The organism is Roseburia sp. TF10-5 (genome assembly GCF_003462365.1).
In the GTDB taxonomy this organism is placed as follows: Bacteria; Bacillota; Clostridia; order Lachnospirales; family Lachnospiraceae; genus Roseburia; species Roseburia faecis.
In genome coordinates, this window is record NZ_QTYW01000030.1 from 1 (window position 1) to 14,418 (window position 14,418).

17 protein-coding genes and 1 tRNA gene are annotated in these 14,418 nt (G+C 44.0%); 2 read left to right on the forward strand and 16 right to left on the reverse strand.

The window, feature by feature from the left end; genetic code table 11:
- Positions 1 to 236: 236 nt before the first annotated feature.
- The 9 genes from DXD06_RS16345 to DXD06_RS16385 form a co-directional block, all read right to left on the reverse strand.
- On the reverse strand, positions 237 to 941 hold the full coding sequence (locus tag DXD06_RS16345) for a CvpA family protein (RefSeq protein ID WP_117833139.1): 705 nt from the start codon (positions 939 to 941) through the stop codon (positions 237 to 239).
- Entirely contained in the window at positions 938 to 2,134 is a 1,197-nt protein-coding gene (locus DXD06_RS16350) for a DUF5711 family protein (RefSeq protein ID WP_117833140.1), read from the reverse strand. The genes DXD06_RS16345 and DXD06_RS16350 overlap by 4 nt, the downstream gene beginning before the upstream one ends.
- A 53-nt stretch (positions 2,135 to 2,187) precedes the next feature.
- Complete coding sequence (locus tag DXD06_RS16355; protein WP_117833141.1) at positions 2,188 to 3,333, reverse strand: LysM peptidoglycan-binding domain-containing protein; 1,146 nt, start codon at positions 3,331 to 3,333, stop codon at positions 2,188 to 2,190.
- A 177-nt stretch (positions 3,334 to 3,510) separates the two neighbouring features.
- Positions 3,511 to 4,452, reverse strand: coding sequence for a transketolase family protein (locus DXD06_RS16360; RefSeq protein WP_117833142.1), 942 nt, complete (start codon positions 4,450 to 4,452; stop codon positions 3,511 to 3,513).
- Positions 4,440 to 5,276 carry a transketolase gene (locus DXD06_RS16365; RefSeq protein ID WP_022044978.1) on the reverse strand — a complete coding sequence of 279 codons (837 nt, stop codon included), beginning with the start codon at positions 5,274 to 5,276 and terminating at the stop codon, positions 4,440 to 4,442. Before DXD06_RS16365 ends, DXD06_RS16360 begins: the two co-directional genes overlap by 13 nt.
- Positions 5,277 to 5,311: 35 nt before the next feature.
- Positions 5,312 to 5,908, reverse strand: a complete 597-nt coding sequence (gene recR, locus DXD06_RS16370; RefSeq protein WP_022044977.1) for a recombination mediator RecR — start codon at positions 5,906 to 5,908, stop codon at positions 5,312 to 5,314.
- Positions 5,909 to 5,910: 2 nt separating this feature from the next.
- On the reverse strand, positions 5,911 to 6,255 hold the full coding sequence (locus DXD06_RS16375; protein WP_117833143.1) for a YbaB/EbfC family nucleoid-associated protein: 345 nt from the start codon (positions 6,253 to 6,255) through the stop codon (positions 5,911 to 5,913).
- 57 nt (positions 6,256 to 6,312) lie between these two features.
- Positions 6,313 to 7,899, reverse strand: coding sequence for a DNA polymerase III subunit gamma/tau (dnaX, locus tag DXD06_RS16380; RefSeq protein WP_117833144.1), 1,587 nt, complete (start codon positions 7,897 to 7,899; stop codon positions 6,313 to 6,315).
- A gap of 40 nt (positions 7,900 to 7,939) precedes the next feature.
- Positions 7,940 to 9,013, reverse strand: coding sequence for a 6-phosphofructokinase (locus DXD06_RS16385; protein ID WP_055067624.1), 1,074 nt, complete (start codon positions 9,011 to 9,013; stop codon positions 7,940 to 7,942).
- 281 nt (positions 9,014 to 9,294) lie between these two features.
- Here DXD06_RS16385 and DXD06_RS16390 point away from each other — a divergent pair.
- Positions 9,295 to 9,384: transfer RNA gene (locus DXD06_RS16390), tRNA-Ser, on the forward strand.
- A 60-nt stretch (positions 9,385 to 9,444) separates the two neighbouring features.
- On the opposite strand, the gene DXD06_RS17635 is transcribed toward DXD06_RS16390, so the two are convergent.
- Together DXD06_RS17635 and DXD06_RS16400 are read right to left on the reverse strand one after the other, a co-directional pair.
- Positions 9,445 to 9,801 (reverse strand): hypothetical protein, encoded by a 357-nt coding sequence (locus DXD06_RS17635; RefSeq protein ID WP_243001166.1) that lies wholly within the window; start codon positions 9,799 to 9,801, stop codon positions 9,445 to 9,447.
- A gap of 1 nt (position 9,802) precedes the next feature.
- Positions 9,803 to 10,093, reverse strand: coding sequence for a CarD family transcriptional regulator (locus tag DXD06_RS16400; RefSeq protein WP_022046504.1), 291 nt, complete (start codon positions 10,091 to 10,093; stop codon positions 9,803 to 9,805).
- A 100-nt stretch (positions 10,094 to 10,193) separates the two neighbouring features.
- Here DXD06_RS16400 and DXD06_RS16405 point away from each other — a divergent pair, with 100 nt between their 5' ends.
- Positions 10,194 to 11,060, forward strand: a complete 867-nt coding sequence (locus DXD06_RS16405) for an EamA family transporter (RefSeq protein WP_117833145.1) — start codon at positions 10,194 to 10,196, stop codon at positions 11,058 to 11,060.
- Between the two features lie 126 nt (positions 11,061 to 11,186).
- Here DXD06_RS16405 and DXD06_RS16410 read toward each other — a convergent pair whose 3' ends face one another.
- The 5 genes from DXD06_RS16410 to DXD06_RS16430 form a co-directional block, all read right to left on the reverse strand.
- Positions 11,187 to 11,825 carry a helix-turn-helix domain-containing protein gene (locus DXD06_RS16410; RefSeq protein WP_117833146.1) on the reverse strand — a complete coding sequence of 213 codons (639 nt, stop codon included), beginning with the start codon at positions 11,823 to 11,825 and terminating at the stop codon, positions 11,187 to 11,189.
- Entirely contained in the window at positions 11,806 to 12,483 is a 678-nt protein-coding gene (locus DXD06_RS16415; protein ID WP_117833147.1) for a DUF3990 domain-containing protein, read from the reverse strand. Before DXD06_RS16415 ends, DXD06_RS16410 begins: the two co-directional genes overlap by 20 nt.
- Before the next feature lie 65 nt (positions 12,484 to 12,548).
- Entirely contained in the window at positions 12,549 to 13,064 is a 516-nt protein-coding gene (locus DXD06_RS16420) for a tetratricopeptide repeat protein (RefSeq protein ID WP_117833150.1), read from the reverse strand.
- Between the two features lie 63 nt (positions 13,065 to 13,127).
- Entirely contained in the window at positions 13,128 to 13,382 is a 255-nt protein-coding gene (locus DXD06_RS16425) for a transposase (protein WP_278308231.1), read from the reverse strand.
- Positions 13,383 to 13,517: 135 nt separating this feature from the next.
- Positions 13,518 to 14,360, reverse strand: a complete 843-nt coding sequence (locus DXD06_RS16430) for a class I SAM-dependent methyltransferase (RefSeq protein WP_117833149.1) — start codon at positions 14,358 to 14,360, stop codon at positions 13,518 to 13,520.
- Positions 14,361 to 14,418: the final 58 nt, after the last annotated feature.

Below are 14,418 nucleotides of genomic sequence, written 5' to 3' on the forward strand. Positions count from 1 at the left end.
ACAACTCTGATATCTTATCATGTTTGTCATTGTTTGTCAACAACTTTTTTCATCATCATGACCACCAACCATCACTCAGCTTCCTGCCAGTGCCTGTATCAGTGTCCTCGTCACGAGTCAGCTTAGATATAATATCACGCAGACAACCTAAAGTCAACAAAAACTTTACATTTTATTTGCAAAAATATAAGCACCACAAGATATTGTTCCCTGGGTGCTTACAAACCACAATTCAATCATAAAAACGAAAGCAGAATCGTCAGTATTAAATTATTTTCATATAGCCATTGCAGAATTTCCGACTGATATACCGCATCAATCACAACACTCCCGGCTTCTGTCGCTGCCCCCATTGCTGCAAACGCAAATACCAGCCATACCAGCAACAGTCCTTTGATCAATCCGGCAATTCCCCCAAGCATATGATTTACTTCTCCTATTACGGGCAGTTTTGCCACCAGATCAATCGCAGTGGCAATCAGATGAAAGGCGATCACCGTAATCAGCATAACAATAACAAATGCAATCGCTTTCATGGCAAGGGATGATGCTTTTGACGCAATTGTATTATACAGTCCGCTTTGCTCCATCCAGCCATCCGCAAGTTTATGTGTATCCCCTATCTGGTTCCATACGTTTGCCGGCAGTTTCATTCCCAGACCACTGAGATCTTTCTGCTCCTGCGTGTTTTGTTCTTCTGTACTTTTTTCTTCCCCTGCCACGGCATTTTGCAATTTCTCTTTGCAATTCTTTTCAATTCTGGTATCCAGGCCTGTGTGTTCTGTCATCCAGTCTGCAACATACGGCGTTGCAAACGTAACAAAAACCAGAATCAGTATCCAGGCAGCCATTGAATAAACCACACGCAGGAAACCACGGAAGAATCCCCAGACAATATTTCCGGCAACAAGTAATACAACCAGTATCAATAACCAGTTCATTGTAATCGTACCTCTTCTATTTCTCCGTTTAATACCAATGTATAATTCTGACCATCCAATCCCGACAATACGTTATAAAGCTGCCGGTCAAACGTATAACGGAATTTACGGATGCTGTGTATGGTAAACAATTCACAGTTATAATCATCCCGGACACATATTTCATTATTATCGAGGAGCTCGATTCTGTTGTATGCGATCTCTGTATCATTCTCCATGACCGTTTTACCATTCATGTCATAGACTTTTATGTGCCAGCTGTTTTCTTTTTTGGTATCGCTGTATGAAACACCGACATATTTATTATTATAGAAGACACTCTGTATCCCCCGTTTAAACTTTATCTGTTTTTTCGGCGCAGGTTTTTGTGCTCCGTCAAACCAGATCAGTCCGGCATCGCTGATCGCGAGAAGTTTTCCGGATTCGGTATAAACCAGTTCCGATATCATCGTATTTTTGTAACTGTACGTTCCCACATTGTTGTCGATTTCATTCTGCCCAACCGAACCAAAGTTATAGAAAGTAACCGTGGAACAGGTTTTACCCTTTGTCACGTCGAGCATATCTACTGCCAGTTTCTGCGCATCCGGAGCCAGCGCAATATCTACAGGAAAACTTCCTTTTTCCTGATAAAATTCACCGCTGGCAAGTTCCTGTCCCTTTTTGTCATAAAGCCGTACATACGAGACATCATCCTCCTTCATCAGCACAGCCACCGTTCCCTGACGGGCAACACATACACGTTCAATCGGTGTTGCCGTTTCGATTTTCTTTACCAGTCCGCGTTCCGACATGATATAAATAAATGTCCCTCCACGATCATAAACTGCAAGATACTGTTCACACACGGAAAGTTCCGGCGTAGTCATTTCATAAGACTGGTTCCAGATCAGCCGGTCATCTGTATCGTGACACACGATTCCGTCATTATCATATTCCAGTATTTTTCCCTGGAACATCTTATATCCCGTTGCCGCACTGTCCTTTCTCTCCGCCGATGCCTGCACCTCAAATCCTGAATATGTGCGAAGTGCAGACCAAAGTTCTACAAAAATCACTGCTGCTACAACAGTAACGATCACAAGTGCCGTTCTGCGGGCTATTTTATGCCTGTGTCTCCTGATTTTTTCTTCCAGTTCCTCCAGGTCTTCCTGACTTGTCTCTACGGTTTTAAATTCCGTTTTTTCAGCCACCGATTTTTCTCCTTTTCGCTTACGTTTCTATCATTATAGCATTGCAGTCCCCGTTACGGAAGTAATAATTTCTGTCCAACCCTGATATCATCCGAATCTTCCAGATCATTCGCCTTTTCAAGCTCTTTTAATTTTTTCATTGATCCATATGCCTGTTTACAGATTCCGCTCAACGTATCCCCCTGTTGTACCACATAATAATTTTGTGCTTTTTCTACCGCCACAGGTTTTTCTTTTTCCTCGGCCGGCTGTGTGGAAGGAGCCGCTTCCTCTGCCTTTTTCACCGCTCCCGCCGGAACCTCTTCAATCGGTATCAGCTGCATGGGTTCACTGATGGTTTCCGTACTCTTTGCGCTCTCCGTCTGTTCTTCCACTATATTTTTTTCAGTTCCCACCAGGACTTCTGCCGGTTGTGACACATGGCGGATTTTTTCCCCTATCGTCTCCACGGTCTGCTCCAGGCCCGGAATATGAATTCGCTGCTGCCAGATTCCTACCCCGGCCAGAACCAAAAGCAACGCGATTGCGGCAGCCATCGCATACGACGTTGGTTTGCGTTCGCTCTTTGAACTGCTGCATTCTTCTTTTTCGTTCTCTTTTTTGCTCTCCGTCAGAATCTCCGGAAGCATCTGCCGGGTTCCACGTCTCGGCAGTTCAATCGTCACATCCGGGATCCGTATCTCATGCAGTTCCCTTGCATAATAGATATAAAACCCGTTTTTCGGTTGCAGCCGGTTGCCTTTATGCAGATAAAAGTATTCTTCCCCCTCCATACTGTCCATAAGGAAAAGAACCTGATGTGCACCTCCGAACTGTTCTCTGTGGATAGCTTCCAGTTCTGCTGTCAGGCGTGGTGGATATCCTTTACAATCCAACGCCCATCCGACAATAATGGAATTCTCATAAGATCTCTTAATCTCACGGAATACATCCGACCACGCATGTGTTCCCCATCTCGGCAGATTCTGTGAAAACTCCATATCCCTTACCGGAATGGCAGCCTCTACAAAGGTCATATATACACCCTGCTCGCACTCTGTATGCCCCATAAAGATAAACACTCTCCGCTCCTCATAAGTTTCTTCATGCACCCTGGCATACGCCGCATTTTCTATGTAAATCCGATCCCCCTCTGCCGGTGTTCCGATCTGTCTGATATTTTTCAGGTCACGTCCCGGCCCTTCTGCAATATCTATCATATCCTGCCTCCTTATCCGTTTTTCCAGAATATAGTATCACCACCATCCGGTAGAATTTTGGAAAAACCTGACAGGCATGAAAAAAATCGTACGACACTACCGGACATATTTCCAGACTTCAGGCAAAAAAAGACTGCCATATCCTTCGATACGACAGTCTCCTTTGTACTTGCTGTATTATTTTGCAAAAGCTTTTACTTTTTTGTAAATTCCTTCTGCGTCCAGTTCGTATTTATGAATCAGCTCAACCGCCGGTCCGGATTCTCCAAACCGGTCATTCACGCCGATACGCATCATCTTTGTCGGTGCCTTTTCACACAATACTTCCGCTACCGCGCTTCCAAGTCCACCGATTACGGAATGTTCCTCAACGGTTACGACTTTCTTCGTCTTTGTTGCAGATGCAACAACCAGTTCCTCGTCAATCGGCTTGATGGTATGGATATTGATTACTTCTGCAGAAATTCCATCTTTCTCCAGCATCTTTGCAGCTTCTAAGGACTCTGACACTTCCAGTCCTGTCGCAAAAATGGTTACATCCGTACCTTCTTTTAATACGATTCCTTTTCCGATCTCAAACTTGTAATCCTCTCTGTCATTGATCACCGGCACTGCCAGACGTCCAAACCGAAGATACACCGGTCCCACATGATCATATGCTGCATGTACTGCTGCGCGTGCTTCCACGTCATCTGACGGATTGATCACTACCATACCAGGAATCTCACGCATCAGAGCCAGATCCTCCAGACACTGATGGGTAGCTCCGTCTTCTCCGACCGAAATTCCTGCATGGGTAGCTCCGATCTTTACATTCAGATGTGGATAGCCAATGGAGTTGCGAACCTGCTCGTAGTTACGTCCGGCTGCAAACATTGCAAAAGAACTGATAAACGGAACTTTCCCACAGGTAGATAATCCTGCAGCAATACCTGTCATGTTGCACTCTGCGATACCGCAGTCCCAATGGCGCTCCGGAAATTCTTTCTGGAAAATACAGGTTTTGGTAGCACCTGCCAGATCTGCGTCGAGCACGATGAGATTCTCATGCTCTTTTCCAAGTTCTACCAATGCGTTTCCATAGCTGTCTCTGGTTGCAATTTTCTTTACTTCTGACATAATGCTTCACCTGCTTTCTCAAGATCTTTCATAGCGATTTCGTACTGCTCGTCATTCGGAGCTTTTCCATGCCATCCGGCTTCATTCTCCATAAAGGAAACTCCCTTTCCTTTGATGGTCTTTGCAATAATGGCAGTCGGCTGACCTTTGGTCTTCTTCGCTTCCTCAAATGCTGCACGGATCTGGTCGAAATCATTTCCGTCAATCACGATCGTGTGGAAATTAAATGCCTCAAACTTCTTATCAATCGGATACGGAGAACATACTTTGTCAATCTCCCCATCAATCTGCAGATTATTATTGTCTACAATCACTACCAGATTGTCCAGCTTCCTGTGTCCTGCCCACATAGCAGCCTCCCAGATCTGTCCCTCCTGAATCTCACCATCTCCGGTCAGGGTGTATACACGATAGTCCTTGTGATCAAATTTTCCGGCTGCTGCCATACCTACTGCAGCAGAAACTCCCTGCCCCAAAGATCCACTGGACATATCAACGCCAGGAATATGCTTCATATCCGGATGGCCCTGCAGATAGGAACCTGTGTGACGCAGAGTTACCAGATCTTCTTTTGGGAAAAATCCACGCTCCGCAAGTGTGGAATAATAAGCCGGTGCCACATGTCCTTTGGATAATACAAACCGGTCCCTTCCCTCCATCTTCGGATTCTTTGGATCAATGTTCATTTCTTCGAAATACAGATACGTAAAAATATCTGCAGAAGACAAAGATCCACCCGGATGGCCAGATTTTGCGCTATGCACTGCAGTTACAATGCTCTTGCGGATTTCATTCGCAAGTTTTTCCAATTCTAAATTATTCATTATTTATTCTTTCCTCCTCTTAAAATGGTGGTGTATTATAATTCCGTTCTTCCCTGCAATGCCCGCAGGAGAGTCACTTCGTCAATATATTCCAGATCTCCGCCAACCGGTACTCCACTGGCAATCCGTGTCACTTTAATCCCGGTCGGCTTGATCAGTTTACTGATATACATGGCTGTCGTCTCGCCTTCTAAGCTGGAATTTGTAGCAATAATCACTTCATCCACATCCTGCTCCAGACGAACCATGAGTTCTTTTAAGCGGATATCGTTCGGTCCGATTCCAAGCATCGGGGAAATGGCACCGTGCAGCACATGATAGACTCCATTGTATTTTCCGGTCTTTTCATATGCAACCAGATCACGGGTATTCTCCACTACCATAATCGTCTTGTGATCTCTGGAAGTATCACTGCAGATCGGACAGATTTCCTGATCTGTCAGGTTAAAACAGCACTTACAGTATTTTACGTTTTTCTTTGCCGAAACAATCGCCGAGGCCAGTGCATCCACGTGGTCCTGCGGCATATTTAAAATATGAAATGCCAGCCGCTGCGCAGATTTGGCTCCGATTCCGGGAAGTGCAGACAATTCCTCAATCAATTTCGCAATCTCATGACTGTAATAATCCATATTTAGAACGGAAGTCCTCCGCCCAATGCACCGGTAATCTGTGACATGGACTGCTGGGAAGCCTCATCGATTTTGCGCATTGCCTCGTTGGTTGCTGCCATGATGAGATCCTCAAGCATCTCAATATCATCCGGATCTACGACTTCCTCTGCAAGTTTTACCTTTGTCACCTCATGCTTGCCGGAAACGGTCACTTCCACGGCTCCGCCTCCTGCCGCTGCCGTAACTTCCTGTTCCTCTAAATTCTTCTGCGCCTCTTCCATCTGCTTTTGCATCTTCTGCGCCTGTTTCATAATATTTGCCATATTTCCCGGCATACCGCCAGGGAATCCACCTCTTTTTGCCATGTGGGGTCCTCCTGCTTTCTAATTTCAGTTATTTACGAATCTTGTATTATCATACCATTAGAAGTTCTCTTCCTCAATATCAAAATTGATTAATTGCCGCAAATCCGGTACCGTATTGGCTGCGCTGCGTTCTCCTTCATTTAAGCGGAGCTGCACTTCTACCTGCTTTGCACACCGCTGCGCAATCATTTCTTTCAAATGATCAATACACCCTGCCTTATTGTCGCTTAGATAGGAAAAAGCGTTGGCATCGTCAAACACCAGGAGCAGTTCTCCCGCCGGTCCGAGCGTCGGCACCGCCTGATTTAAATACTGTCTGGTGATGCCTCCCATCTCCGAAATGACCGACCGCCAGTTGTTCATCACCTGTTTAATGTCCTCCGGAATGGCTTTGGGAAGCTGTGTTTTCTCCTGAGCCTGTGCCGCCGGAGCCTGCGTGCCACCTGCTGCCGGAACTGCTGCACTTTGTGGTGCTGCCGAAACAAATGCCCCGCTTTCTAATTTCTGCTCCATATCATCCATACGCTCATTGAGTGCCGACAGATCTTTTTCCATCTGCGGACGGCAAAGCTTGATAATTGCAATCTCCAGCAGGATGCGCTTCTGTGCCGCATACCGGATCTGGCTGGACAGCTCTGAAAAAATCCGGATATACCGGATCAGTGTTTCCGGCTCCACCATCTGTGCCTCTTCTTTCAGGGCTGCCAGATGATCTGCCGACATATCCAGCACTTCCTCCATGTCATCCGCACTCTGGATGAGCAAAAGATTTCTCATGTACCAGGTAAAATCGTTCACCATCTGTCCCAGTTCCCGTCCCTGATCCACCAAATGATCCACCGTCCGGATGGCACCGGTCACATCTTTTGCCAGCACCTGGCGCAACAGTGCGGAAAACACTTCCGTATCCACTGCACCGAGCACTTCCAGCACATTTTCATAGGTGAGTTTTTCCCCCAGATGAAAAGCAATACACTGGTCGAGCAGACTCAGCGCATCACGCATCGAACCGTCCCCGGCTTTTGCCACATAACGCAGTGCGCGCTCCTCGACATCCACCTGTTCGGTACGCATCAGTTCCGCCAGACGATCGGTAATGGTATCAATGGAAATCCGGTGAAAATCATATCTCTGGCAGCGGGACAGAATCGTAATCGGGATCTTGTGTGCTTCCGTTGTCGCAAGAATAAAAATCACATATGCCGGCGGCTCCTCCAGCGTCTTGAGCAGCGCGTTGAATGCGCCTGCCGACAGCATATGCACCTCATCAATAATGTAAACCTTGTATTTTCCCTCTGTCGGGCGGTAAGATACTTCTTCCCGGATCTGACGGATATTGTCGACACCATTGTTGGAAGCCGCATCAATCTCTATGACATTCATAGAAGTCCCAGCGGCAATACCCTGACATGCAGGGCATTTTCCACAGGGACTTCCGTCTACCGGGTGTTCACAATTTACTGCTTTTGCAAAAATCTTTGCGACTGTGGTTTTTCCGGTACCCCGGGTACCACAAAACAGATAAGCATGTCCTATGCGATCGGCTTTGATCTGGTTCTTTAATGTTGTAACAATATGTTCCTGTCCCTTGACATCTTCAAATTCCTGGGGACGGAACTTACGGTATAAAGCCGTGTAAGACATTTTTCTTCTCCTTCTTATCGGATATCAGATAGCCGAACGATTAATCTCCAAAACTGATACCGATCCGTTTTGCCTCCTGAATCATCTGACTATCCGGATCTACCGTCTTTAATTTGCCGGCTACATCTTCCAATGGCACACATTTGGTCTTGTTGTTGATCATCGCGATCATGTAACCAAACTTTCCATCCATGATGGCTTTGGCTGCCGCGGAACCCAGCCGTGTACATAACACTCTGTCGTATGGGCACGGACTTCCTCCACGCTGTGTATGGCCCGGAACTGCCACCCGGACTTCCACACCACACTTCTCCTGAATCTGATCTGCAATCTCATAAGAAACCGACGGATACTTACGGGATGCTACCTTTGCCTTGTACTGTTTCTTGGAAAGCTCTGCATCTTCTTTGGAGATTGCGCCCTCCGCAACAGCAAGAATCGTAAAGCCCTTTCCGTCTTTGGTGCGCTTGTGAATGGCCTCTACAACCTTGTCGATGTCGTATGGGATCTCCGGAAGCAGAATGATATCTGCTCCGCCTGCCACACCGGCATACAACGTAAGCCATCCCACTTTGTGTCCCATGACTTCTACGATAAACACGCGATTGTGGGAAGCTGCTGTTGTATGGATACAGTCAATGGTTTCTGTAGCTATATTAATTGCACTCTGAAAACCGAATGTCACGTCTGTTCCGTAAATATCATTGTCAATGGTCTTTGGAAGATGAATGATATTGAGCCCTTCCTCACGAAGCAGATTGGCAGTCTTTTGCGTACCATTTCCGCCAAGGATCACCAGACAGTCCAATCCAAGCTTACGGTATGTGGATTTCATTGCCTCTACCTTGTCCAGTCCGTTCTCGTCCGGTACACGCATCTGTTTGAATGGCTGGCGGGAAGATCCGAGAATCGTTCCGCCTCTGGTAAGAATTCCGGAAAAATCTGAGGCTGTAAGAATTCTGTACTGTTCATAGATCAGCCCTTTGTACCCATTTTCAAATCCATAAATCTCCAGTTCGTCTACATTCGTAGTAAGTCCTTTTACAACACCACGCATGGCTGCATTTAAAGCCTGGCAGTCTCCGCCGCTGGTAAGCATTCCGATCTTCATCATGCACGTTTCCTCCTGCATATTCTCTTATTGTGTACAAAACGTTTTTTCGCATACACATTTATATTATAGTATAATTTTTGTCCGTTCACAAGATAAGCGACTTGAAAAATGTATGTAAATTCTGTATACTATTAAGGAGCACATCGCATGAGAGTTCCGCTCCGCGGAAGCGATGTACGTAGGAGATATAGCTTACGCTATACCTCAAGGAGCACATCGCATGAAAGTTCCGCTCCGCGGAAGCGATGTACGTAGGAAATTCATCAGAGATGAATTTCATTGGAGAGTTGTCCGAGAGGTCGAAGGTGCCGCACTCGAAATGCGGTTTGCGTCGAATAGACGCAACGTGGGTTCGAATCCCATGCTCTCCGCTCACTTTTTAAACAAAAACAGCACCGCGGTCTTCACCTGCCCGGTGCTGTTTTTATATGTCAATGACGTCCCCGGTTATTTCCACGCCGATCCGTCATGTCACGCTTTTCGCGGGAATCACGGCTCCGATGCTCACGGGAATCGTTTGCTCTGTTTCCATCCGCACGGCTTCCATGATCCGCATCGCTGTTTTTGCCGGATGACGGTCTCTCTTTTTTGCGGCCGATATATACGTTCCATTTCATATAGGCTTCCTGCGCATTACGGGATTTGTAGATTACGTTGCGTTCCTCCCCTACAATATCCGTAATGCTGTACCAGCCTTTGTCATACTGGAATTCCGCTGTCTTTCCTTCAAGTTCTTTATTTCCAAGTACAAATTTATGTATTGCCTGCTGTGGCTGCTGCTGCGCCATCCTATCCCTCCTTTTTTCCTAATACATACTCCACGGCCTGTCTCAGTTTTTCATCTTTTTTCATTTCTTCCGTTCCCTGAAGTGCCTCTGCCTCTTCCCTGGTAAACAACTCCCGCAGTTTTACCTGATGGTTTTCTACCGGAATATAAGATACTCTGGATTTGTCGAATACCGGGCGCAGCACATAGTACGGAATTTTGCGCTCCCTGCGTGATGCGGAGAGAGAAACAATATTTTCTACCTGACAGACTCCCTGTGTTTCACTGTATATGATCTGTTTTTTTTCAAACATTCTGTCACCTCTGAAAAAGATAAAATTATCATATCACAAGAAAAAAGTTTTGACAAATGCCCCAAAACATTTTACGCTTGTCCCAGGGAGGAAATTGCATATGTGGATTCTATTTGCATTTGGGTCAGCTCTGTTCGCCGGACTGACTTCCATACTGGCGAAATGCGGTATCAAAAATACCGATTCCAATGCAGCTACGGCGATCCGTACCATTATTGTACTTATTTTTTCATGGATCATGGTATTTCTGGTCGGGGCACAACACGGCATCGGAAGTGTTTCTGCCAAAACCTGGACATTTCTGATCCTGTCCGGACTTGCCACCGGTGCTTCCTGGCTGTGCTACTTCCGTGCACTGCAGATCGGAGATGTGGATAAGGTGGTCCCGGTCGATAAATCAAGTGCCATCCTCTCCATTCTTCTCGCTTTTCTCTTCCTGCATGAGAGCATCAGCCCACTGAAACTTCTGTGCGTGGTGCTGATCGGCGCGGGAACCTACCTGATGATCACGAAAAAGGAAACCTCTTTTGAGAATTCCGGGAAAAAAGGCTGGAGCTGGTTCTTCTACGCGCTTGGCTCTGCCGTCTTTGCCAGCCTAACTTCTATTCTGGGAAAAGTCGGCATTGAAAACATTGATTCCAATCTGGGAACAGCCATCCGTACCATCGTTGTGCTGATCATGGCATGGATTGTCGTGTTTGTCACGAAAAAGCAGGACAGTGTGCGCACGATTGATCACAGGGAACTTGGCTTTATCTGCCTGTCCGGCCTTGCCACCGGTGCTTCCTGGCTATGCTATTACCGTGCGCTGCAGGATGGTCTGGCAAGTGTCGTTGTGCCGATCGATAAGCTGAGTATTCTGGTTACCATTCTGTTTTCTTATCTTGTATTTCATGAGAAACTTGGGAAAAAAGAAGCTGGGGGTCTGGTACTGATTGTGGCGGGAACACTTGGGATGCTGGTGTAGTATCCCTTGCTATGCCCTTCAGGCGCACCAACCAGACAATATTTACCAGCTCATTCCACAATCAACACTGTCTTTGCCTTTTTCATATAGTATACCCTATCCTTAAATGAATGAAAAGCAGGCTTTTCATTCATTTATCTCCATCAGTTCCTGAGGTTTGCAACACAACACCTGCGAAAGTTTAATAACATACTCCGCCTGCGCTTTGTTAATGTCTTTCCTCCGTTGTTCATACTGCTGAATCGTCTTGACGGGAATCCCTGTTTCCTCCGCAAGCTGGCTCTGACTGAGTCTGGCTCTTTTCCGTAACAACTTCAGATAACTTTCTACCCTGTTCTGCTGAGCAATCTCTCTTAATTTTTGCACTCCCTGCGTAATATCCATCTCATGATATGGATGATATAAATCACGAATTTTCTCAACTGGGACTTCTTTTTGTATCACCGCAAAGGTTTTCCCACTCATCCATTGATAATATGCCAACAACCATCCGGTCCAATATTCCGGGCTTTTTTCAAAATAATATCCCGGCGCAACAATTTCGTCATCCGGCACATCCATCACACGAATGGCCAGCTCTGCCCCTGACATTCCCGCAATTACAAATGAGTCTCCTTTTGAAAAACGCTCACTGTATGAAGATTCTGTAAAAAGCCGATAATACTCGTTCAACTCATATCCACAATCATATACGGCATAATTGAGCATCTCGCCCAGTACACGCTGTGCAATTCTTAAATATACTTTATCGTAAGAATAAATCATCGCTTTTCATCTCCTCGTCAATGATTCTGGAAATATACAATTCCCCCCTGTGATAGGTTTCCTTTTCCATGTCCTTATATCCGTTTCTGGCATTCCGATCCCGCAACATCTTTTTCGAATACCACTCGGCAGAAGGGACGTGTTCTTTCGCTATAAATTTAAGATGCTGAAATGCCTTTTCCGTTTTAAGGCAGTACTGCTCTCCAAGGCTTCCCAACTGCATAGCTTTCCCTAATTGCTCGTACGATATAACACCGCTGATGAAATCCCTTGCATAAGAAAAATAACTGTCATCTGCACGATATCCTATAATTACATCCACTCCTGCTAATGGAACTGGAAAACAATCGGTAATGTACCGTTTTGCCTCCCTTTCCAGCGGTGTTGCCAATACAAACGCGCGGTTATTCAACAAAAGCCCCATCCAGTGTAACAAGGTAAAGCTGCCATCATTTATATTTAAAATATGCAGGCCATTTGTCTCTATCTCATATTCATTAACATATCCGTCTTTTTCCTCCGATACCGCCCATTCCTTTGCCAAGGCAATATCTTCGGTACAGTAAAAGCCCTGTCCATAATCATTGTGTTTTTTTCCAACTCCATATATCGGAGTTTCAATTATATGATCCGATCCATGAAATAATTGCTTTTTCAATAAAAAAATCCTCCTTTAGGCGTATTTCTATTATACGTCTGTGGGAGGATATTTGTAAATAGTATTTATTTTTTCATATTTTCTAATCTTTTCTCTGCAGGCTCATATCCCCCACATCTGTTGTAATACTGCTCGGCCTCTGTCATCTGCCCCAGACACTCGTAGATCACACCAATATTATAGCAGGCAAGATAAGAATTAACTCCCCTGGCATGTCCCTCCGGCATCTTTAACGCCTTTTTAAATTCTTCCACTGCAGCGTCAAACATTTCATTGTTCATATAAATGAGTCCCATCAGGAATTTAAAATCTGCAGTATTTCCAAATTCCTCATAAACATTTTCCAGAAACAGTGCATGATCCGCCTGTCCCGAATTCAGTAATGCATAACCATATGTCTCTACCATATCGATCACATATTCCAGTCTGGGATTCAGATCAAAATACAATCCACAGTCAAAATAAGCACATGCCTTCGTATACTCCGCAGCCATATAATAACTTTTTGCCAACTGATACAAAACATACGGAATGCGGGTATCCTCCTGAAACTTTGCCGCCAATGAATCATTCGCTTTCATACAATCTACAATCTTTGTGAGACAATCCTTCTGAATAATCCGGTGTCCGTGGCTCTTCCGCAATTATCCGTTATTATTGTTATATCCCATGTACCTCAACTTTGCTTCAAGCAACTGCCTGCCACATCTTCCATACATTGTACGTTTTATCATTTTTAATCTGCTATTAGTTCCTTCCACAAATCCATTACTGTAATCATATGCTACAGCATTTTCAACTGCATCTATATCTCTTTTTAATCCCTCAGCAAAACTTCTTAAGGGTTTAAGAAGTTTTTTACTATATTTTTCAACAAATAAATAGAGCATTTTAACCACATCATCTAGTTCATGATCAAAATATAAAATTCGCTATACATAAAGTTTACCCTTAGTATAACGAATTTCCACTTAAAATACAATAATATCTTTTTTAATAAGGCTAAAATTATTTTCGAGCTTTCAAATGTACCATTATTTTGATACAGATAATAACAATGTATCACACATATTATTTTTTTCTAAAACTCTAGCATATGCATGATTAAGTTCTTCCAAATTCATGTCTTTCCATATGTTGTGTCCACCCGGTTTTTCTTTTGATAACCAATACAGGTGATTCGATATAGGAAATCTTTGTATTTGTTTACTCCAATTTATTTTAAATCCAGCTTGTTTTAAAAGCAATTCCAAACTATACGATGTATATAAAAATACATGACATCCCCAATAAGTAAAATTTTTAAACGCTTCACAATTATATCTACTAATCAGTACATCATTTGCATTTGGTGTTTCAATAATTAACTGGCCATTATCATCCAACTTTTCTCGTATTAATTTCAAAAATTCATATGGTTGTGTTAAATGCTCTATAACATGAAACATCGTAATTACATCAAATTTTTGTGAAAACTGATTAATATCGGCTTCTGTTTTTATTCCATCTTTATTTAATAAATTTCTAGATGTTTCTTCTAATTCAACCCCATAAACCTTTTGGGCATAATTTTGTGCTAAACGCAAAAAACCTCCCTGTCCACACCCAAAGTCTAACAATGTTTTTCCCATAAAATCTTGTGCAAACATTGTAATTCTTCTTAAATCATCTGTAATTGCTGCTTCATTGCTCAGATTTTTTATATTATTATTTTGATACATTCCCGAATGTTCATAAAACCCTTGAGTTATATGGTCAAAACTTGACAACTGATTTCCGCCACAACACATGCATTTATATACATCAACATTTTTAATATCTCTTGTTCCATGATGAATTAACTCAAACTTATCATTTCCACAAACAATACACTTCATTTATATTCTTGTATGATAATTAGGAAGTTAATTATCACACGTTTCCTTTCTTTTAATA